The organism is Candidatus Neomicrothrix sp. (genome assembly GCF_035329545.1).
GTDB classification, from domain to species: Bacteria; Actinomycetota; Acidimicrobiia; order Acidimicrobiales; family Microtrichaceae; genus Microthrix; species Microthrix subdominans.
In genome coordinates, this window is sequence record NZ_DAOLGP010000004.1 from 116,507 (window position 1) to 137,548 (window position 21,042).

19 protein-coding genes and 2 tRNA genes are annotated in these 21,042 nt (G+C 69.2%); 14 read left to right on the forward strand and 7 right to left on the reverse strand.

Annotated elements, in window-relative coordinates; all coding sequences use genetic code 11:
- Positions 1-9: 9 nt before the first annotated feature.
- Entirely contained in the window at positions 10-774 is a 765-nt protein-coding gene (locus tag PKD89_RS03870) for a ribonuclease HII (RefSeq protein WP_287374298.1), read from the reverse strand.
- Entirely contained in the window at positions 767-1,204 is a 438-nt protein-coding gene (locus PKD89_RS03875; protein WP_289011561.1) for an RpiB/LacA/LacB family sugar-phosphate isomerase, read from the reverse strand. The genes PKD89_RS03870 and PKD89_RS03875 overlap by 8 nt, the downstream gene beginning before the upstream one ends.
- A 105-nt stretch (positions 1,205-1,309) precedes the next feature.
- Here PKD89_RS03875 and PKD89_RS03880 point away from each other — a divergent pair, with 105 nt between their 5' ends.
- Positions 1,310-1,948 carry a tetratricopeptide repeat protein gene (locus PKD89_RS03880; protein WP_289011560.1) on the forward strand — a complete coding sequence of 213 codons (639 nt, stop codon included), beginning with the start codon at positions 1,310-1,312 and terminating at the stop codon, positions 1,946-1,948.
- Between the two features lie 85 nt (positions 1,949-2,033).
- Here PKD89_RS03880 and PKD89_RS03885 read toward each other — a convergent pair whose 3' ends face one another.
- Both PKD89_RS03885 and PKD89_RS03890 read right to left on the reverse strand, forming a co-directional pair.
- A complete protein-coding gene (locus PKD89_RS03885; protein WP_289011559.1) occupies positions 2,034-4,250 on the reverse strand; it encodes a hypothetical protein in 2,217 nt (738 codons plus the stop codon).
- A gap of 56 nt (positions 4,251-4,306) precedes the next feature.
- The gene (locus tag PKD89_RS03890; RefSeq protein WP_287374302.1) at positions 4,307-5,314 is read right to left on the reverse strand and encodes an NAD(P)H-dependent glycerol-3-phosphate dehydrogenase; all 1,008 of its coding nucleotides are present in this window, start codon (positions 5,312-5,314) and stop codon (positions 4,307-4,309) included.
- 170 nt (positions 5,315-5,484) lie between these two features.
- On the opposite strand from PKD89_RS03890, the gene cofC reads away from it, so the two are divergent.
- Complete coding sequence (gene cofC, locus PKD89_RS03895) at positions 5,485-6,189, forward strand: 2-phospho-L-lactate guanylyltransferase (protein ID WP_287374303.1); 705 nt, start codon at positions 5,485-5,487, stop codon at positions 6,187-6,189.
- 128 nt (positions 6,190-6,317) lie between these two features.
- Positions 6,318-7,031: a PIG-L deacetylase family protein gene (locus PKD89_RS03900; protein WP_289011623.1), complete on the forward strand. Its 714-nt coding sequence runs from the start codon at positions 6,318-6,320 to the stop codon at positions 7,029-7,031.
- A gap of 19 nt (positions 7,032-7,050) precedes the next feature.
- On the opposite strand, the gene PKD89_RS03905 is transcribed toward PKD89_RS03900, so the two are convergent.
- Both PKD89_RS03905 and PKD89_RS03910 read right to left on the reverse strand, forming a co-directional pair.
- Positions 7,051-7,902, reverse strand: coding sequence for a hypothetical protein (locus PKD89_RS03905; RefSeq protein WP_289011558.1), 852 nt, complete (start codon positions 7,900-7,902; stop codon positions 7,051-7,053).
- Between the two features lie 11 nt (positions 7,903-7,913).
- Positions 7,914-8,447, reverse strand: a complete 534-nt coding sequence (locus PKD89_RS03910; RefSeq protein ID WP_425591227.1) for an HIT family protein — start codon at positions 8,445-8,447, stop codon at positions 7,914-7,916.
- A 78-nt stretch (positions 8,448-8,525) separates the two neighbouring features.
- Here PKD89_RS03910 and PKD89_RS03915 point away from each other — a divergent pair, with 78 nt between their 5' ends.
- The 11 genes from PKD89_RS03915 (at position 8,526) to PKD89_RS03965 (ending at position 20,448) form a co-directional block, all read left to right on the forward strand.
- Positions 8,526-9,461 carry a hypothetical protein gene (locus PKD89_RS03915; protein WP_289011556.1) on the forward strand — a complete coding sequence of 312 codons (936 nt, stop codon included), beginning with the start codon at positions 8,526-8,528 and terminating at the stop codon, positions 9,459-9,461.
- 55 nt (positions 9,462-9,516) lie between these two features.
- The gene (locus PKD89_RS03920) at positions 9,517-10,167 is read left to right on the forward strand and encodes a nitroreductase family protein (RefSeq protein WP_289011555.1); all 651 of its coding nucleotides are present in this window, start codon (positions 9,517-9,519) and stop codon (positions 10,165-10,167) included.
- A 31-nt stretch (positions 10,168-10,198) separates the two neighbouring features.
- Entirely contained in the window at positions 10,199-11,605 is a 1,407-nt protein-coding gene (gene gltX, locus PKD89_RS03925) for a glutamate--tRNA ligase (protein ID WP_289011554.1), read from the forward strand.
- 6 nt (positions 11,606-11,611) lie between these two features.
- Positions 11,612-12,211 (forward strand): YdcF family protein, encoded by a 600-nt coding sequence (locus PKD89_RS03930; protein WP_287374310.1) that lies wholly within the window; start codon positions 11,612-11,614, stop codon positions 12,209-12,211.
- 71 nt (positions 12,212-12,282) lie between these two features.
- A tRNA-Gln gene (locus PKD89_RS03935) sits at positions 12,283-12,354 on the forward strand.
- Between the two features lie 109 nt (positions 12,355-12,463).
- Positions 12,464-12,539 (forward strand) — tRNA-Glu (locus tag PKD89_RS03940).
- Between the two features lie 180 nt (positions 12,540-12,719).
- The gene (locus tag PKD89_RS03945; protein WP_289011553.1) at positions 12,720-15,116 is read left to right on the forward strand and encodes a glycoside hydrolase family 65 protein; all 2,397 of its coding nucleotides are present in this window, start codon (positions 12,720-12,722) and stop codon (positions 15,114-15,116) included.
- Positions 15,117-15,271: 155 nt separating this feature from the next.
- Positions 15,272-17,554, forward strand: a complete 2,283-nt coding sequence (locus PKD89_RS03950; protein WP_289011552.1) for a lysylphosphatidylglycerol synthase transmembrane domain-containing protein — start codon at positions 15,272-15,274, stop codon at positions 17,552-17,554.
- Between the two features lie 100 nt (positions 17,555-17,654).
- Positions 17,655-18,902: a chloride channel protein gene (locus PKD89_RS03955; RefSeq protein ID WP_289011551.1), complete on the forward strand. Its 1,248-nt coding sequence runs from the start codon at positions 17,655-17,657 to the stop codon at positions 18,900-18,902.
- On the forward strand, positions 18,899-19,306 hold the full coding sequence (locus PKD89_RS03960) for a MarR family winged helix-turn-helix transcriptional regulator (RefSeq protein WP_287374314.1): 408 nt from the start codon (positions 18,899-18,901) through the stop codon (positions 19,304-19,306). The genes PKD89_RS03955 and PKD89_RS03960 overlap by 4 nt, the downstream gene beginning before the upstream one ends.
- Positions 19,307-19,446: 140 nt before the next feature.
- Positions 19,447-20,448, forward strand: coding sequence for a L,D-transpeptidase (locus tag PKD89_RS03965; protein WP_289011550.1), 1,002 nt, complete (start codon positions 19,447-19,449; stop codon positions 20,446-20,448).
- A gap of 42 nt (positions 20,449-20,490) precedes the next feature.
- Here the strand turns inward: PKD89_RS03965 and PKD89_RS03970 are convergent, their stop codons facing one another.
- The gene (locus PKD89_RS03970) at positions 20,491-21,030 is read right to left on the reverse strand and encodes a hypothetical protein (RefSeq protein ID WP_289011549.1); all 540 of its coding nucleotides are present in this window, start codon (positions 21,028-21,030) and stop codon (positions 20,491-20,493) included.
- Positions 21,031-21,042: the final 12 nt, after the last annotated feature.

Genomic DNA, 21,042 nt, shown 5'->3' on the forward strand with positions numbered 1-21,042 from the left:
CGGGCCTCGTCACCCGAACAGGGAGAGCTGCGGGTCGGGACGCACGTAGCGCTGACCAGGCCACGGTAGATCGTCGCAGAACGACCAGCTGCGCCGGTGGATCGCAGTCGGGCCGTAGCCGAGCAGGGCAAGTTGGTGACGTGGGCACGGGTAGCCCTTGTTGTATTCAAAGTCGTAGCCGGGGTGATCGGCGGCCGCTGCCCGCATCATCCGGTCCCGGCTGACCTTGGCCAGGATCGAGGCGGTGGCGATCGACCGGCAGCGGGCGTCGCCCTTGACGAGCATCGTCGTGTTCTCGTGTCCGACGAAGTCCCACTTGCCGTCGAGCAGCACGGCATCGACCGGGAGGTTCAGCGCGTCGAGCGCCCGACGTGCGGCCAACCGCTGGGCGGCGGACATACCCAGCTCGTCACACTCTCCCGGCCAGGCGTGGCCGACCGCCCAACCCGCACACCGCTCGGCCACCCGGTCGAAGAGTTCCTCGCGACGTGCCTCGCTGAGCATCTTGGAGTCACGCACGCCGTTGACCCGCCGATCGGTGGCCAACACCGCCACCCCGACGGTGAGCGGGCCCGCCCACGAGCCCCTGCCCACCTCGTCGATACCGACGACGCATTCGGCGCCCTCATCCCACCAGCGACGCTCGAACTCCAGGCTGGGCGCCCGCTTGGTGCTGACCGCCCGCTTGCCCGACCGGCGCGAGCCTGCCGACGCCGAGCGGGACGCCTTGGCAACCGCACCGGACCCGCCCGTCGGGCCCGGGCCCTCAGGCATCGCCATCGCCCGTTGTGCGCGCCGGCTCAACGGCGGCAATCCTGGCCACCTCATCGGCATCGGGCTCGCCGGCCAGAAACGCGGCAATGATCTCCTTGGCCACGTCCTCGGTGGTCAGCCGCTGCGACAGGGCGAGCACGTTGGCGTCGTTCCAGCGGCGAGCGCCGGTCGCCGTCGCCGCATCGACGCACAGCGCAGCCCGCGCGCCGGCCACCTTGTTGGCGGCGATCGACACCCCGGTGCCGGTGTAACACCACACGATGCCCGCCTCGCACTCGCCGTCGACCACCGCCTGGGCCACACCGGCGCCCACGGAGGGCCACGGTCGATCGATCATGTTGATGACCACCTCGTGCCCCTGGCCGCCGATCCACTCGGCGATCCGCTCGGTGACGAGGGTCGACTCGTCTGCCCCATAAGCGATGCGCATGTCCGTACGGTACCCGCCGCCGGCCTCGCCCCTCAGGCTCCGAACGCACGTCAACGGCCGACCTGTCTCCTTCGTGGCGGTGGCGCATCCGCCTAGCCTGAGGGGGTGATCGACGACACCGCCGGATCGGCGGCCGAACAGCTCAGCGCCCTGCGGGCGCTGGTGGCCGATGGACGAGGCGAGTTGGCGGTGATCCGGCTGCGTCGGCTGCTCCAGGGCGAACCGCGCTCGATCGAGGCCCAGGCACTGCTGGCGTCCACGCTCCTCAGCCTCCATCAGCCCGAGGAGGCGTTGCGCTCCGCCGATGCGGTTGTGGCGGCGGAGCCGAACAACCCGGAGGGCCACCACCTGCGAGCCCGGGTGCTGTTGCAACTCGGGCAGGCCTCACCGGCCCTGGCCGCCTCGGAAGCCGCCGTCGACCGCGAACCGCTGGTGCCCGCCTACCACAAGGCGTTGGTGCGCGCAGCCCTGCGCTGCGGCGACCTCGATGCGGCCCAATCGAGTTCGGCCGCCCTCGGCCGCCTGGCCCCCGAGGAGCCCGAGGGGCGCCTGGGTGAGGCCGAGGTAGCGCGCCGCCGGGGCCATCTGAAGCGGGCCGACGCCCTCATCGGCCACCTGGAGGTCTCCCATCCCGACCACTCGGGGGTTCGTCGACTTCGCCGGGCGATCGATGAAGCCAAGGCGGCGGCACCGCAGCGCCGGGGCTTCTTCGCCCGGCTAGCCGACCGCTTTCGCCGCCGCTAAGCGCCTCGAACTCTGACCGGCGCAGCGAGGCGCGGCCCGGGCGGCGCGGTACCCCCGACTCCTGCCAGCGGAACGGCGCCGCGACTCAGGCGCCGTCGGAGCGGCGCCGCGTGGGGATGCCGACGTTCATCGTCACCCCGCCGCCAGCCCGGCCATCACCGGTCTGAGGTTCACCAGCTGAAGCGCCGCGGTCGTCGGTCGACGAACCAGCCTCCTGCGGGGTGCCCGTCCCCGAGGTCTCCGCGGCGGCCTCGGCTGCCTGGGCGGCCTCGGCCCTGGCGGTGAGGAACTCGGCGGCTCCCGGGGGCATCGCCAGAAGGGCCTCGCCGTCCAGATCCTCGGCCGCAAACGCCGGGTCGAGCGCCGGTGCGCTCAGCCGGCGGCCCTCGGAGCGCTTCGATGCCCCTCGACCTGCGTCGGGCCTCAGCTCCCAGATCAGCGCCGGGCGTGCCCCGTGCCAGCGCAGGGCGCACGAGGCCGAGCCGCCGAGCACCGCCATCGCGCTGAACTGAGCGGGCTTGCCCCACCACTCGGGCGGGAACGCCGGAAACACGACCAAGCCATCCGCCTGGATCGGCGCCGACAGCTCGAAGGTGGCCGCCAGCAGGTGTGCCATCGTGGCCACCGATGCTCCGTCCTCGCCCACGCCCAGCGGACGGATGGGGTGCACTGCGTCGGGCCAACACTCCAGACGGTTCAGCAGCGAGGCCACCGCAGCGACGGTCACCGCCCCGGCGGGGTCACCGCAAGCGATATCGGCTCGTGCCGCGGCCAGGGTGGCCGGCAGATCGAGATCGGCGCCCGGGGTTCGACGTACCCAGCGCACCTCGGTCGTCAGCCCGGACTGCAGCTCCTGATCCCCCGGGTCGGATACCCCGTCCACGGTCGCCCCGTCGTCGGCGCGCGCTGCCCCGACGGACGACCGTTCGGGGTCCACAGCCTCGGCGATCACAGGTGCCACAGGCTCCGTCTTTGCCCCCTCCACCAACAGCTCGGCCACCGCCCGGGCATTGTCCGCCACCCCGTCCTGGTCCCAGCCGTCGGCGAGCACGGTGGCGACGGCGACCAGACGCCGCAGCTCGTCGCGACCGGCGGCCGGCCACCACCCGACGCCGTAGCGGCGCAGCCGTCGCCGACATACGTGCAGCGCCCGCGCCAGGTGCACGAGCAGGTCTTCGGGCGCATCGGCGACCTCGTCGGCCGACATGGTGATGCCGAGGCCAACACACGCCTCCAACACCGCTGTCAAGCCAGCCGGATCGTCGTCGGTCAGGCGGGCCACCTCGCCGACCACGCCCCGGGCCAACGTGCCGTGCCCGGCCCTGGCCACCGCCCCGGCGGCGATCGCCGCCGAGTGGGCGTCCGCCCCGGTGAACCAAGCGCCGTCGGACGCCGCCAACAGCTGGGCCAACGCAGCCCGCGCCACGGCGGTCAGCGTCGCGTCGGGCAACTCGATCGTCGGTTCGGCGGCCAGGTGCAGCGCCCATCCCTTGGCAACGGCATCAACGTCGCCCAGGCCGGTCAGCTCGTCGGGATCCAGCTCGACGCCAGGCTCCGAGGGCCCGATCGGCACACCGAGGCGAAGCGTGCTGCGATGCGCCATCGGCCAGATGAGCGCTGCGCCGGCCACACCGTCGGGCGACTGGGCCACCAACGTGCTGGCCGCCACCTCCCGGGCCGAACCCTCGCCCGCCGAGGCGGGTTGGTCGATCACGGCGAGCTCATCGACCAGCTCATCGGCCACCTCGACGACGTGCACGGCACGAGGAAGTCGCTCGGCGACCAACGCCGGCCGACCATCGACCGTCAGGAGGCCGTTCTCCACCTGCACGTGGTCGATCCGGCCCTGATCCCTCAGCGTCCAGGGTGTTGCGACGATCGCCAGACCAATCGGGTCCGGACCATCGACCTCGATCTCGATCGTCACCCAGGCAGCCCCCGGCGGGCCCGTCCTGGGGGCAGCTCCGTGACGCACGATCAGCTCGTTGGGCCCCACACGGACCCGTGTGTCAGCCACCGGTAGACCATCGGTGCGCCGCTGGCGGACACCACCGACGCTCGACGCCCGCTCCCAGGTGCCGTCGTGGTTGAACCACCAGTCGAGCACCCAGGACGCGTCCGGTAGCTGGAGCACGCCGCGCCGGTCCAGCGCCGCGGCGCCGGCCCCGTCGAGCGTGGACACCAACGACCAACCGACCTCGAGGCGGTTTCGGGCCGTCAGGGGTGTCGGCAGGTACAACGACGACTCGGGGTCGTGTTGGCGGACCCACCAACCGGGGGCCACCCGGGTCTGGGGCGACACCGATCGAGCGGACCGTCCGACGGTGCGGAGGCGGCCCGTCACTCCCTTGGGAGTGCTCACTCGTAGCCCAGGTGCTCAACGCCAGTCCGGCCGCCCAGCAGGCCGCTGTAGGCGTCGGCTGCGGAGCGCCCCTCGTGGCATACCGCCTGCACCTGAGCGGTGATCGGCACATCCACCTCGTACTCGCGAGCCAACTCCATCACGACGTTGGAGGTCTTGACCCCCTCGGCCACCATGTTCATCTCGTCGACGATCTCCTCGATACTGCGGCCCTTACCCAGTTGCTCGCCGACGTGTCGGTTGCGGCTCTGGGGCGAGATGCAGGTGGCGATCAGGTCGCCCATGCCGGCCAGGCCGGCAAAGGTCACCTGCTGGCCACCCATCGCCACCCCCAAAGCGGTCAACTCGGCCAGGCCCCGGGTGATCACTGCCGCACGCGTATTGTCGCCCGTGCCAAGCCCGTCCGCCATGCCCGAGGCGATGGCGATCACGTTCTTGAGCGCGCCACCCAGTTCGCAGCCGATCACGTCCGGGTTGGCATAGACGCGAAAACGTTCGGTGGCGAACACCGCCTGCAGCGTCTCGGCAACCACCGGGTCCGGCGTGGCGATCACGGTGGCGGCCGCATCACCCACCAGGATCTCCTTGGCCAGGTTGGGCCCGGTCAACACGGCGGCCGGGTGACCGGGCAACACCTCGTGGATCACCTGGCTCATGCGCTTGCGGGTGCTCAGCTCGAGGCCCTTGGTCAGCGACACGACCGGCACCCATGGGCGCAGGAACTGCCCCACCTGCCCCAACGTCTCGCGAAACGCCTGGCTCGGAACGCCCATCACCAATACGTCGGCGCAGCGCACCGCCTCCTCCAGGTCCGAAGTGGCTCGCAGGCCCGGATGGAGGTTGTAGCCCTCGAGATACCGGAGGTTGGCGTTGTAGTCGTTGATGTCGGACACCGTCGCTTCCGAGCGCGCCCACAACAGGGTCTGGGCGTTGTGCGCCGCCAAGTGGCCCACCGTGGTGCCCCACGATCCGCCCCCGATGACCGATACCGAAACTGGTTTCATGTCTGGACCCCTCTACGTCGTGACCACGTTGACCGACGACAGCTCACCACCTGCGGCGACGTGGCCGAGCCGAGGTTGGCCGAGGGTACCTCAGCCAACGATCCGACCTCCGCCCAAACGTCGGTACCTTCGCCGCTACGATCGAGGTGGATGGCGAGCGAGCGAGCGAGATGACGAGCCCGCACGTGCGCACCGACGAGACCCTCGTCAACCTCCACGCTCAGGATCGGGTGTCGAGCGACATGGTCGTTCTGATCCCGGTGAAGTCGTTCGCCACCGCCAAGGCTCGCCTCGGGCCGGTGCTCGGCCCCGACGAACGTGCCGCCTTGGCCCGGGGCATGGCCGCCCGTGTGATCGAGGCTGCCGCACCCGCTGCGGTCTGGGTGGTCTGCGACGACGAGGAGGTGGCCGGCTTCGCCCGCCTCCACAGGGCCGACGTGTGTTGGACCCCGGGGCTCGGCCTCAACGGCGCCCTCGCCGAGGCGCTCTCCCGAGCCGAGCGTGCCGGGGCGTCCCAAGCGGTGATCGCGCACGCCGACCTGCCCTTCGCAGCCGACCTTCCGTCGTTGGTGCGCCCCGGCCGAGCTGTGCTGGTGCCCGACCGGCACCGGGACGGCACCAACGTGATGTGCCTGCCCACCTCGGTTGGGTTCCGGCCCGCCTACGGCCCCCGTTCCTATGCACGGCACCGAGCGGAGGCAAGGCGGCTCGGTCTGGGCGTCGACTCGATCGACGTCCCGACCCTGGCCTGGGACGTCGACCGCTCCGACGACCTGTGGCCGCCCCAGGAACTCGGGGCCTGGCCGCCCGAGCTGCCACGCCCCACGGCCACACCCACACCCACACCCACACCCACACCAGAGGTTCGCCCGTGACCCCACCAGAGGTTCCCCCGGCAGCGTCTCCGCCGCCGACGTCTCACCAAGTCACATCTGCCCCACCGGGGCAGTCCCCAGCGGCCCGGCCAGCCTCGGCTCTCGGGCTGCCCCGGCCCGACGTGGCGATGGCGATCGGCGCCCACCCCGACGACGTCGAGTTCGGCTGCGGAGCGACCCTGGCCCGCTGGGCCGCCGCCGGCACCCGCATCCATCACCTGATTTGCACCGACGGCTCGAAGGGCACGTGGGACCCGTCCGCCAACCTTCCCGAGCTGGTGCGCCGACGTCAGGAGGAGCAGCGAGCGGCCTCACGCTGTCTCGGCGGGACCGGCGAGGTGACGTTCCTCGGGCGCATCGACGGCGAGCTCGCCAACGATGCCGGTGCCCGGTCGGAGGTGGTCGCGGCGATCAGGACCGTCCGGCCCGACGTCATCTTGGGACACGACCCGTGGAAGCGTTACCGGCTCCACCCCGATCACCGGGCCGCTGGTTGGCTGACGATCGACGGAATCGTCGCCGCTCGGGACCCCCACTTCCTGCCCGAGCTCGGCCTGGAGCGCCACCGCCCGAGCGCGCTGCTGCTCTTCGAGGCCGACGAGGTCGATCACGTGGAACCGGCCGAGCCCCAACACCTCCGGGCGCGGATCGCTGCGCTGGAGGCACATCGCTCCCAGTTCGAAACCACCCACTACCACCGGGTGGGGGGCGCCGGGTCCGGACTGGACCCGGCGGAACTGCACGCCGAATTCGTCGACCGGGAACGCCGCCTGCTCGCCGAGGCCGGCCATCCGTTCGGGGTGGCGCTCGGCGAGGTCTTCAAGCTGATGGATGACCTGTGACGCACCGAGCGTCGGCGCTCTAGCCCACGGTGGTCGGTGGAGGGATGCCGTCGTCGGTCTCGTTGGCCGGGGCCTTTTCCAGCTTGCCGTCGTCGAGCTTGTTGGTCGATTGCGGCGGAAGCGGCGTCACCCCGGCGACCGTTGTCGACGTGTCGCCGAAGTCGTCGGGGCTGACCCGGGTGAGGATGGTCTCCTCGACGTCGGACATCAGGTTGCGACTGGGTCGCTCCGACCCGGCATAGTGCAGCGCGACGACCGATGAACCCACTTGGAACACGGTTCTGATGTCGTAGTTGCCGCCGCCCTCCACCTGAAACACCCGGCTGACATAGTCGGTGATCGGCTGCTTGGTACCCAGATCGGTCACTTCGACCTTGACCTTCGACTTTCCGTCGAAGCCAGGCTCGAAGTAGCTCGGGCAGTCCAGCATCACCTCGGTGACGTCACTCACGTAGTTCGCGGCGAACTGGGGACGATCAAAGCTGGCGACCTCGGAGACCAACACGCTGTTGTTCTCGGGAAACAGAAAGGTGGCCGTATCGACCGGGGAGGACCGCATGCCGGTCGTCTCCACCTCTTCACCGCACCAGGTTCCGCCGACCAGGCCGGGGAATGAAGGTGCGACCTTCCAGTCGGCGGGCAGGTCGCCTTCTTCCAACAGCAGCGTCGTCGGATCGATGCCGCCCAGGCTGAGCTGATCGAGCACGACGGCACCCTCGGTGGGGTCGGGCAGCTTGGAGATCGCCTGCCCCATCGCCTGGCCGATACCCAGGCCGACCGCGCCAACGATGACGGCCACCATCACCAACCGAACGGCCGAGCCGCTCAGTCGTTGCAAGATTGGGTGTTTGGGGGCTGAAGCGTCCGCCACGGGCGGAGATGCTACTCGCCTGAGGGGTTGAGCCCGGGCAGGCCGTCACGCTGGCCACTCGCCGCCCATGCGGCAGCCAGCCGCTGCGCCACCCCGGCGGCCTGCTCGTCGGTGTCATAGCGGGTTCTCGGCCAAAAGAACCCGCGCAGTCCGTCCTTGGGTCGACGGGGCACCACGTGGGTGTGGAGGTGGGGCACCGACTGGCTGACACGGTTGTTCATCGCCACGAACGTGCCTTTGGCGTCCAAGGCCTCTTCGACCACGTCGGCCAGGCGCTGCACGCGTAGAAAGAACGGGCCCACCAACGACGCTGGCAGGTCGGACAGCGTGTCGACGTGCGCCCGGGGGACGATCAGGGTGTGCCCATGGAACAGCGGAACCCGGTCGAGAAAGGCGACGGCCACGTCATCGGAGAACACGACGTGGGCAGGGTCGGCGCCTGAAACGACACGACAGAAGACGCACGCCGCAACTGCGCTCTCGTCGTCGCGGTGATCATCGGCACGGTTGGCGTCGGTCTGGCTGTCACTTGCCATGGCGATCATGGTGCCACGGGTCGGACTCGCCCACTCCCGGGTCTCGAAAACAGGTGGCGTTCGTCGCCCCCCCATTCGGGAGTTCGCATGTCTTCAAACGATCAGACCCCAAACAATCAGTTCCCAGCGGTTCCGCCTCCCACCAAACCTGCACCGGCCGGCCGCCGGGTACTCCCGTTGTCCCCCGGTCGACAGGCGGCTTTGCCCCTGTCCAGCCGCTCCCCCGCCGCCTGGGCCGCAGCGCTGGTCGACCTGGGTGATCCCCGGCACGCACTGGTCGAAATCACCGCCTCCGGGCTGCTTCGCTGGTGGTCGCCCCAACCGGGCCGTCGCACCGCTGACGGCCAGGCCGGCTCGCCCGACCCCCTCCAGTTGGTGTGGTGCCGCCGAGCAGCTCCCGACGTCGAGCTCGTCGCCCTTGCCGTTGATGCGCTGGTCGCTCCCGGCCCCGACTCTGCGGGCACCGGCGGCGAGCCGGGTGCGCCGATGTGCGTGGCGGTCGCCGCCACGCGATGCGGCGAGTATGCGGTCACCGTCGGCAACTGGCGTGAGGGCACGACGACGGTCGCCGGACGGGGCGCTGCCGTCGATGCCGTGTTGTTGTACCTGGGGCTGTCGACAGCGCCTGAAGCCCGCACCCCCGCCGACCTCGTTTGCTCGATGTGGGTGGACCGGTTGCTGGCCGCCGGTGCACTCCACCCGGGACGGGTCAGAACCTGGGCCGACGCGGTCCGCCATCACCCGCTGGGCGCGTCCGCCCCGACGTCGATGCAGCTCAGCGCCGCCTCCAGGGACCTGGGCCGATTCGGATGGGACCGGATACGTCTCGCCGTGGGTGCGGGGCGGGCCGAGTGGTCCGAGCTCAGCCCCTCCGCCGCCCGCTGGATGGACCGAGGTGCCTTCGCCCGCTGGCTGCTCGACCGCTACCCCGACCTGGACGACCAGCGTCTCGCCCTCCGGGCGGTGCTGCCGGCCAGGCTGGCCACCACCGTAGGCCGGACGATCGAGGCCTCTCTCGGCTAGCGCCGTCGCCCTGATTTCGCCGGCACTGCGCCTTGACAGCGGCTACACAGGAGACATGCGACTCAACCTGACCAGCGACGAGCTTCTCGCCACCACGCGCGCCGTGCGCAAGCGCTTGGACTTCGAACGGGAGGTCGAGCCCGAGGTGATCGACGAGTGTCTCGATGCGGCGCTTCAGGCCCCGACGGGATCTAATGCCCAGGGGTGGCACTTTCTCGTCGTTCGGGATCCGAAGCTGCGTCTCGGTCTGGCCGAGCTGTACCGGGAGGCGTTCTCCGGGTACATCGCCATGCAAAAAGAGGCGGCGGCCAAAGCGGGTGACACCGATGACGGCTCGGTACAGAATCGCGTCCGTTCGTCGGCCGAGTACCTGGCGGAACACCTGCACGAGGTACCGGTGCACCTCATCCCGTGCATCTACGGCCGACCGGAGGGATTGGACCAGTCGATGATGGCCGGGCTGTACGGGTCGATCCTGCCGGCGACCTGGAGCTACATGCTGGCGGCTCGCGAGCGAGGCCTGGGCACGGTCTGGACCACGTTACACCTGCCCTTCGAGAAGCAGGCCGCCGAGCTGTTGGGCATCCCCTATGACCGGGTGACCCAGGTGGCCCTCATTCCGACCGCCTACACCCTGGGCACCGACTTCAAGCCCGGGCCGCGTCGCGACAAGTCCAAGGTGATCCACCACGACCGTTGGTCGTGAACCGGAGCGACGCGGCGCTACCCTCGGCCAGGTGACCACCCGCGTTCGCTTTGCCCCGTCCCCCACCGGCTCGCTGCACCTCGGCTCGGCCAGGACCGCTCTGTTCAACTGGCTGTTCGCCCGAGCGGTCGGCGGCGAGTTTCTGGTCCGCATCGAGGACACCGACGCCGAGCGGTCGCGACCCGAGCTGGTGACGATGGTGTTCGACACGTTGGAATGGCTGGGCCTCGACTGGGACAACCGAGGCGAGGAGCTGCGCCAGTCCGAGCGCGCCGACATCTATCGCCAGGCGGTCGGCCGGCTGCTCGAGGAGAACAAGGCCTACGCCTGCGATTGCCTGCGCAGCGACGTCGATGCCCGCAACGCCGAGGCCAACCGACCGCCGGGCTACGACGGGTTCTGCCGTGAGCGCGACCTGCCGGTCGGCGAGGACACCGTGGTGCGCTTTGCCACCCCCGATACCGGCACGGTCGCCTTCGACGACGTGATCCGCGGCACCGTCAGCTTCGAATGCTCCAACCTGGAGGACTTCGTCATCGCTCGCAGCGACGGGTCGGTGACCTTCCTCATCGCCAACGCCATCGACGACGCCGCCATGGGGATCACCCACGTCGTTCGCGGCGAAGACCTGCTCAACACCACCCCCAAGGCGGTGCTGTTGCGCCGGGCGATGGGCATCGAGGACCAGCCGGTCTTCGCCCACCTGCCGCTGATCGTCGGCGAGGGACGTAAGAAGCTGTCGAAGCGTCGCGACGACGTGGCGGTGGAGAACTACCGGCAGGCCGGGTACCTCCCGGAGGCGATGGTCAACTACCTGGCCCTGCTCGGCTGGGGGCCCAACGACGGCATCGAGGTCCGTCCGGTCGGCGAGATCATCGAGCAGTTCACGCTGGAGGGCATCAACCCCGCACCGGCCGCCTTCGACCCCAAAAAGCTGGCCCACGTCAACGCCGAGAAGGTACGCGCCTTGAGCCCGGAGGAGTTTCTCGACGCGGCGGAGCCCTACCTGGCCCAGGGGCCGTGGAACGCAGACGACTTCGACCGAGACGTGTTTCTGGCGCTGGCCGGCGAAGTGCAGAGCCGGGTGAAGACCTTGGCCGAGGTTCCGTCGATGGTCGACTTCCTCTTTCTCGATCAGCCCGAGATGGACGAGGCATCGGTCGCCAAGGCCCTCACCGGCAACGAGGCGGCACCTGCATTGCTCGACGGTGCCATCGCGGCCTTCGCCGACATCGAGTGGACCGCCGAAGCGCTCCACGCTGCGACGCTGGCCCTCGGCGAGGCCAACGGGCTCAAGCTCGGCAAGGCCCAGGCGCCCATCCGCGTGGCGGTCACCGGCCGTACCGTCGGACCACCGCTGTTCGAGGCGCTCGCCCTTCTCGGACGCAGCGCCACGATCGACCGGTTGCAGCGCGCCCGTGCGCTCACCGGCGGCTAGCGGGTCGTGCCCCGCCCTCGCCGTGCTCGCTGGTGGGTCCTCCTCGCCATCCCGGTGTTGGTCGTCGGGTACCTGGGCATCACGTTCGTTCAGGTTCGCAGCGCTGCGGGACGCGACGATCGCACGCCGGTCGATGCCATCGTCGTGCTGGGCGCGGCGCAATACGACGGCCGGCCGAGCCCCGTGCTGAAGCGACGCCTCGACCATGCCCTGGAGCTCTACCGAGCGGATGTGGCCCCCGAGATCGTGCTGACCGGCGGAAAGCGGGACGGCGACCGGTTCACCGAGGCGTTCACCGGGTTCAAGTACCTGCGACAAGCGGGCGTGCCCGACGACGCATTGGTGATCATCTCCGACGGCGCCAACACCTGGGAGTCCCTGGCTGCCGCCGCCCGTCAGCTGAAAGCGCAAGGCGACAACCGGATCGTGTTGGTGTCGGACCCCTACCACAACGAACGGCTGCTCGGCACCGCTGAGGAACTCGGCCTCTCCGCCGGCGTGTCCTCGACCGGTGCCCAGGCCAGCCTGCGCCAGCTCGCCGGGGAGACTGCCGCAGTCGCACTCGGTCGCCTGATCGGGTATCGCAGGTTGCTCCGCCTCGGTTGAGGCGCCGTCCAACCGGGACGGTGACCCGAGTGTGCGGCCGCGCGGGGTTGCCGCTAAGCTCATCGAGCCCTTCGGGGGTGGTGTAATCGGCAACACAGGTGGTTCTGGTCCATCTATTGGGGGTTCGAGTCCTCCCCCCCGAGCTCAACAACTACATACGGGCCACGCCCGCCAGAGCGACCGACCACAATGGTCGGCCGGGATGCGATTTTTAGCTCTCCCGGTGGCGTCGCTAGCGTGACCTGCCGTCCTGCCCCCATCGTCTAGCGGCCTAGGACACCACCCTCTCAAGGTGGCGGCACGGGTTCGAATCCCGTTGGGGGTGCCAGTACCGAACACCTGGGTCTGGGCCGCTCTCGGCTCCAGACCAAGGGTTTCATCGTTTCCCGGGACGACCAACCGGGCCGCCCCTTCGATCATGGCGGGGTCTGTGGCCTCGGCTCACGTACCACGACCCACGCCTATTCCGTTAGGGTCCGCGCATGCGCCTCGAGCCGGCTGGCTACCTGTGACTCGGATCCTCTCCTACGACGCCTGGGTTCCAGCGGAGGAGGGCCTGCGAGAAGCGCTGTGCGCGCTCGGCAACGGTGTGTTCGTCACCCGCGGGGCGGCCGCATGGGCGCAGGCCGATGAGGTGCACTACCCCGGAACGTACCTGGCCGGCGGGTACAGCCGTGCCACCAGCGCCGTCGACGGTCGCGAGGTCGAGAACGAGGACCTGGTCAACCAGGCGAACTGGCTCCCCATCACCTTCCGAATCGATGGATCGGAGTGGTTTGGCCTGCGAGACGTGGAAATTCTCGAGTACCGCCAAGAGCTGCACCTGAGACGCGGGGTGCTGGAACGACACGTTGAGATCATCGATCGGGCCGGACACCGGATTCGGGTCACCGAGACCCGGTTCGTCGACATGGCCAACGCCCACCTGGCAGCCCAGCGCATGGTCATCGAAGTACATGACCCATCGACGATCGAATCGTTGGAGGTTCGTGCGGGCATCGACGGCGAGATCGACAACCATGGGGTCGAGCGCTACGAGAAGCTGAACCACCACCACAACGAGGTCCTCGAAACCGGCGGTCACGAGAACCGGGTGTGGCTGCGGACCAGCACGTTGTCGAGTGGGCTGGAGGTGGCTCTGGGTGCCACGGTCCGCATCGACGGTCTCGACGACGTCGACACCCGCGCCCTGACCGAGGAGAAACGGGTCGACGTGGTGGCGATCGGCGCTCCCTCCGCACGCGTCCAGATCGACAAGGTCGTGACGCTGCACACCTCGCTCGATCCAGCGGGTTATCAGCCGTTGGTCGACGTGCACCGCAGCCTTGACCTCGCCGGGGATTTCGATGACCTCCTGTTGGGTCACGAGCGAGCGTGGGACGCGTTGTGGACGCGCAGCGACATCCAGTTCCACGCCGGCGACCACTGGGCCGATACCGTGCTCGCTCTTCACATTTTCCAGATGCACCAAAGCTTCACGGCGCACAGCACCGATCGTGATGTCGGGGTCCCCGCCAGGGGTTGGCACGGCGAGGCCTACCGCGGCCACATCTTCTGGGACGAGCTGTTCGTGTTACCGCTGTTCGACTACCAGTTCCCCGATCGAGCGCGTGCCGCGATCAGGTACCGGCACCGGCGTCTCCCCGAAGCGCGCCGAGCAGCAGCTGAGGAGGGCCGACGGGGCGCAATGTTCCCTTGGCAGAGCGGCAGCACCGGGCGCGAGGAGAACCAGCAGTGGCACCTCAACCCGCGATCCGGACGCTGGTTGGCCGATGTGACGCACCTCCAACGCCACATCGGCCTGGCCATAGCCTTCAACGTCTGGCACCACTGGAAGGTGACCGCGGACGACGAGTTCCTCCACGACGTCGGGGCCGAGCTGCTGTTGTCGATCGCCGACTTCTTCGCCGACCTCGCCCGCTGGGACCCCGACCGCGAGCGCTACGTCATCGAAGGTGTGCTCGGGCCCGACGAATACCACACCGGCTACCCCGACGCCGGTGAGCCCGGACTCGACAACAACTCGTACACCAACGTGATGACGGCATGGCTGCTGAGCCGCGCACTTTGGATGCTTGACCAACTCCCGCCGCTGCGACGCCGCGAGCTGACCGAGAAACTCGGCATCAACGACGAGCACCTGGCTCGCTGGAACGCTGTGAGCACGACCCTGTTCGTGCCCTTCAACCCCGACGGGATCATCGAGCAGTTCGAGGGATACGGCGCGCTCGAGGAGTTCGACTGGCAGGGCTATCGAGACCGCTTGGGCGACATCTCACGCCTCGACCGCATCCTCGAGGCCGAGAACGACACCGTCAATCGCTACAAGGCCTCCAAGCAACCCGATGTGGTCATGCTGTTCTACCTGCTCACGGCCGACGAGCTGGTGGGGGTATTCACCCAACTGGGATACGCCTTCGAACCCGACGACATCCCCCGCAACGTCGAGTACTACGTCGCTCGCACCTCTCACGGTTCCACGCTGTCGCGGGTGGTGCACTCGTGGGTACAGGCGCGCACCGACCGCGCAGAATCCTGGGATGCCTACCAGGAGGCGCTCGCCAGCGACGTCTCCGACATTCAGGGCGGTACGACCGCTGAAGGCATCCACCTGGGCGCCATGGCCGGTACCGTGGACATGGTTCAGCGAGGCTACAGCGGCCTGGCCATCGACGGGCACATCGTCAGGTTCAACCCACGACTCCCCGAGGAGGTCCCATCGCTTCGCTTCTCCATCCGATTCCGGACCCACTGGATCCTGTGGGTGCACATCGACGATCGGACGCTCACGGTGCGCTGCGAGGCGTCGGTGTCTGATCCCGTGCACGTGGCCGTCAAGGACGAAACAGTCGAGCTCAGCGCGGGTCAACAACACCGCTTTGACCTCACGGAGCTGAAGGGCTGAGGCCCAGCCCTCTAGCCACCTCCGCAGCGTCCATCTCGTAGTTTGTGACGATGGTGACGGCTCCACGACCCGGGCGTTCAATCCGGCTGTTCTCTATTGGTTCGTCGGGGACCCGGGAACGCTCGGCCTCGGATCTGGCCCTGGCAATATTCACGTTGGTTCCCACTCTCCTGCTGTCGCGCATCGCGGTACCCGAATCCGGTTTCGAGCGATCGGTCGCTGCACTCTTCGACGCGATACCCGGCGCCCTGGATGTGCTGTGGCGCCTCAGCCTCGTCGGGCTGGGTCTTTGGTGTCTCGTCGTGGTCCTCGGAGCGATGCTTCAGCGACGATGGGGCGTCGTGGCCGAGATCGGGCTGAGCGCGGTCCTGGCCCTCGGCCTGGGGCTGCTGATGTGGCAGCGGGTCAACGGCGGATGGCCCAGCATCGATCAGGTGGTCACCGGCGGCCGAGGTGGGGCCGTTCCGTTAATGCTCCTGGCTGCGGCCACGTCGCTGGCGTCCGCCTCCTCCCCCCACCTCACCAAGCCCGTGCGCGCCTCCGGCCGGTCGAGCGTCGCCATCGGCGTCACGTCGGCCCTGATCCTGGGGGCCACCACCCCCGTTGGGGCGACCCTCAGCGTTCTCCTGGGCGTGGCAGCTGCCGCACTGGTGCACCTGGGCCTCGGAACCTCCGCCGGCCGGCCGACCGTCGAGCAGACCGAGACCGCACTGCGTGCCTTGAATCTGGTGGTCACGGGACTCGCCACCTCGCCCCGCCAGTCCTCGGGGGTGGTGGCCATGAACGGTGTCGACGCAGCCGGCGATCAGGTTCGCGTCAAGGTCTATGGGCGCGACGCCCGCGATGCTCAGCTGCTCAACGCCATCTGGCGGCGAATGTGGTACAGCAACGACTCATCGTTCTCGGGGAGCCGGGAACGACAGGTCGAACATGAGGCCTTCATCACCCTGCTCGCCGCCACCTCCGGCGTGACGGTTCCCAGCGTGGCGGTGGCCGGGATGACCGCCGAGGGCGACGCCGTGATCGCCGTCCGGGACGCGGGCCGACCGCTCAGCGCCGTCGAGGAGTTCAGCCGCGTCGACGCCGTGCCACAACTCTGGCGGCTGGTGCGCCGCCTTCACGGCGCCCGCATCGTCCACGGTGAGCTGAGCCTCGACGCGTTCGGCATCGTCGACGGAGCGGCGGTGTTGCGCGAGTTGGCCCCGGCCACCATGTCGATCAGCGATGAGGCGCGCACGACCGACTGGGCGCAGCTGACCTGCATCACCGCAACGCTGCTCGGGATCGACGCTGCGGTCGCTCTGGCGGCCAAGGAACTGGGATCGGCCGGCGTCGAAACGATGCTGGCGTACCTGCAACTCCCTGCGCTCGGCCGCGACCTTCGACGAGCCGTGAAGGCCTCCGACGTCAACCTGGGCGACCTTCGCGCCGCCTTGGCCGCGGAGGTCTCGGTCGAGCCACCCGATACCGCCAGACTGCGACGGGTTTCGCCCCAGTCACTCGCCACGGTCGGCCTGGTCGCCTTGGTCGCCTTTGCGCTCTTCAGCGCCTTTGGCAACCTCGACCTGGAGGAGCTCGCCGACCTGATCGCCGGCATGTCACCGGGGTGGGCGATCGCAGCCCTGAGCGTGGCCCAGATCGTGTTCGTGTTCAGGGCGTTCTCGGTCAAAGGGGCCTCACCCAAGGACCTTCCACTCGGCCCGCTGACCATCTTGCAGACCGCGGTTGCGTTCATCGCATTGGCGGTCCCCTCGACCGCCGGGCGGCTGGCCATGAACATCCGGTTCTTTCAGCGCCAGGGCATGACCGCCCCGACAGCGATGTCCGTGGCGGCGATCGACAGCTTCAGCGGGTTTCTCATCCAGATCTCGCTGTTGTTCCTGACGCTCGTCGTCGGGATCGGGCAAGTGGACCTCCACCTGGACCTGACGTCGACGAGTTCCAAACTGGAGTGGATCCCCACCGCGCTCGGGGTGTTTGCGGCGCTCGTGGCAGTGGGTGCCGTCGTCGCCGTTGCGGTGCCCCGACTTCGCACCCGCATCGGCGATCGCGTCGGGCCGATCGTCGCCGACGCCAGGTCGACCTTGGCCTCGCTGCGCACGCCGACCAAGCTGGCGCAGCTGTTCGGAGGGAACTTCGTGACCGAGCTGGTGCTCGCCGCCACACTCGGGTTGTCGCTTCAGGCCTTCGGCGCGTCGGCGAACCTGGCCACGCTGCTGGTCATCTCGGTGGGGGCCGCGCTCTTCGGCGGTCTCATGCCCGTGCCCGGCGGCATCGGCGTGATGGAGGCGGCCCTGGCGACCGGCCTGGTCGCCGCCGGAATCGAGGCGCCGACCGCAACGGCGACGGCGCTGCTGTTCCGGGCGACGACCTACTACCTCCCGCCGCTGTGGGGCTGGATCGCCATGAGGTGGCTTCAGCGCAACAGCTACCTGTAGGCGGTTACAACGCACCGCCACGATGTGACACCTCTCGCCGCCTGGCGACTTGGGGAGGCATATCGCATTACGATATTTTAAGGGAGTGCGACTCCCGGTCATGCTCGACGAAGCCTCCATCCGTGTCCGACAGGGGATCGGACTCGCCATCGTCGGCGTAGGGATCGCCGGCGGTGCGATCGGGGCCGCCTACGTGGGGGCGCTGCACGTTCTCGGCCGGGTGATCGGGCCGGAGCACCACGCCGCCGGAATCCAACTCTTGATTTTCATCGCCGTGGGCGGGCTGGTCGCGCTGATCACCCGGCTGTGGGGAGAGACCGGCAACGTCGAGTTGCTCGTCGACAACATCCATGTGATGGGCGGTGCCGATGATGTCCGCTCGCTTCGACCGTTGATCCCCACCTCGTTACTGTGCGTCGCCTCGGGGGCCGGCATGGGCCCGGAGGCGCCGCTGGTCCAGACGACCGGCGCGTTCGGCACATTGTTGGGCTCGCGCAGGGGGCACTCGACGACCGACGTCCGGGTGTTGACGATCACCGGCATGGCCGCCGGGTTCACCGTTCTGTTCGGCGCACCGCTGGGATCGGCGCTCTTCGCCCTGGAAATCCTCCACCGCCGGGGACTGCAGTACTACGAGGCCCTCCTGCCGGCGGTCGTCGGCTCCCTGTGCGGCTATGGCGTCTACCTGGGGCTCAGCGGCCTGGGCGTCAGCTCGATCTGGAACTTCCCTCCCGTCGGCGACCTTGCCGTCCACGATCTGGCGCTTGCCGCCGGCATCGGCCTCATCGGCGCGGCGGGCGCCGCCATCTTCACCGGTGCTACCCACCTCGGCAGAAAGGCATTCGGCATGGTGCCGGTCTCGGCCCGCTACATCCTCGGTGGTCTGGCCCTCGGGCTGCTCGGGTGGTGGTCGCCCTACGCGCTCACCTTCGGCGAGGTGCAGCTCTCCGAACTCCTCGACGTCCGCATCGGCGTTGGGGCGCTGGCGGTCGCCATGGCGGCCAAGCTCCTCGGTACCACCGTGACGCTGGCGGCGGGCTGGAAGGGCGGCTTCATCATCCCGCTCTTCTTCATCGGCGCCGTGTTCGGCCAGCTGGCCCATCACGTGTTGAGCGGAACCAACGTCTCGGTGCTCATGGCATGTTCGATGGTGGCGCTGTGCGTCGGGGTGACCAAGACGCCGTTGGGCACCACCCTCGTCGTGACCGAGATGGCCGGCCTTCCGCTGCTGCCGGTTCTGCTGATCGCAGCGGTGACCTCCATACTGGTCACCAATCGAGTCACGCTGATCGAGACCCAGCGCGAACGCAGCGCCGAAGTTCGAGTTTCGTCGCCGGGAGGCCCATGAACGACCGTCCGCTCTCCAACGCCGACTATCAAGTGCTGGCAAGCTTTCGCCATGCGTTGCGGGTGTTCGCCCGATTCTCCGAGAACGCCGCCCGGTCGGCCGGCGTCACGCCCGCCCAGCACCAGCTGATGCTGGCGATCAAGGGCTGGCCCGAGGGCTCGCCGACGATCGCAGCGCTCGCCGATCGCCTCCAGCTGAAACACAACTCCACGGTCGAGTTGATCCAGCGTGCGGCTGCGGCGGGGTTGGTTGAGGGCGAGACCAACGCCGAGGATCGGCGCGAGCACCTCACCAAGCTCACCGAACGAGGTGATGGGATCCTGGCGTCGCTCTCTCTGGAGCATCGCGACGAGCTCCGACGCTTTCGGGCCGAGATGAACGACGTCCTCTTGGAGCTAGACTGACGAGCGCTGTTTGGCGGGTGAACGCACCGGGCCGACCCCCGGTGCAAGACTGACCCCTCCAGATGACGGCGCTGACGTAGGCGAGGACCGATGGCCAGTTTCCCTCCACTCCGACCGATGACGCCGCAGCGAGTTCGCCGATGAGCGCGATCCGCCGCAAGCAGGCGATCGCAGCTGCGATCGCCGTGACCGTTGCCGGCTTGGCCCTGGTGCTCGCCGCCCGGGGCGGCGCCTCCGATCGGGCTTCGGCGCCGCTGATCGCCCCCTCAAGCACCGGAACGCCACAGTCGTCGTCGACCACCAAGGCGACCACCTCAACCGCCAAGCCAGCCCCCAGCGCCAAGCCCGTCGCCGCCAAGGCAACCACGAGCTCAAAGCCGGCGGATGCTCCCGCGCCGACCGCCCCGGCCGGTCCCGCGCCGCGCAGCGGCGCAGGCCCTTACCAGGTGGCCACCGCCAAGGGTCCGGCGGTGGCCGTGCAGCTCGCCGCCCCGGCCGGGGTGGACGACGGCCCGCCCACGCTGGACGCTCGCCCCGCATTCTCACGCGTTCAACAGGCCACGTCGCCGCTGCCGCGTATGGAACAACCGGTGCAGGGGCGCTTCGCCACCGACACCGGCTACCGCTTCGACAACCCCCAGCCCTTCGGCGACGCGATGACCTTCCTCGTCGTGCGTCGGTCGGGCGACTGGCTGCAGGTGCAACTACCCGTCCGGCCCAACGGCACGATGGGATGGGTGAAGCGGTCCGACGTCAAAGAGTCCGAAGTGAGCTCCCACGTGGAGGTCAACGTGGCCGATCGGACGCTGCGGATCTTTGAGGGCGCGACGATGGTCGCCGAATCCCCGGTGGCGGTGGGCACCGACGCCACCCGCACCCCGACCGGCCGCCACTTCCTGACCGACAAGCTCAGCGAACCCAGCGGCGCCAAGCGCCATCCGTGGAGCCTCGGCATCAGCGCCTACTCCGAGCAGCTCGACACCTTCGACGGCGGCGCCCCACAGATCGCCCTGCACGGCTGGAGCGACCCGTCGGTGTTCGGCCAGGCCAGATCCAACGGCTGCATCCGCGTGCCCAGCGCTACGGTCGAGCAACTGGCGGCGTTGCCCCTGGGCACCCCGATCGACGTCTACGCCAGCTAAGGCCTCCGCCGGTGCCGGCGCATCGCTGGAAACAGGTGAGGGTCAGGCCTGGCCAAGGTCGAAGAGCGAGCGCCAGTCGGCCGCGTGGGCCTCGGCGATTGCTTCGCGGGTCTGGCGCAGCGAGCCCTCCGGCACCATGTCGACCATGGTGCGGCGGGCATCGTAGTGGTGGGGATCGGCGATGCCCTCGAAGGCCCGCCGGCGCAGCTCGGCCAGCTCGGGGTCGACCGACGAGGAGTCGAAGGCCCAGATCATGGCCGCAGCGTCGAGATCGTGGCGGACCGGCGCCCGACCGTAGGACGCAGCCCTCTTGGCGGCCACCGCAGCCAGACCGGAGGCAACGTCGTCCCGCTGCTCGCCGGGTGCCAGCGTCAGGTCGTCGATGCATCGCTCGACCAGCTTGAGGACGTAGCCGGTATCGGGGCCCGGCGTGCCCAGGCGGTCGCCCCAGGGCTGGGGGCCGTCGAGCTCGGCCGACCGAGCCGGATGGCCCGGCTCCCAGATGGGCGGTACCCGCGGCGCCGAGACGTAGCTACGGGCGGGCTGGACCTGGTTTTCGACGATGTACGGAGGAGCTGACATGACCCGCTGAGC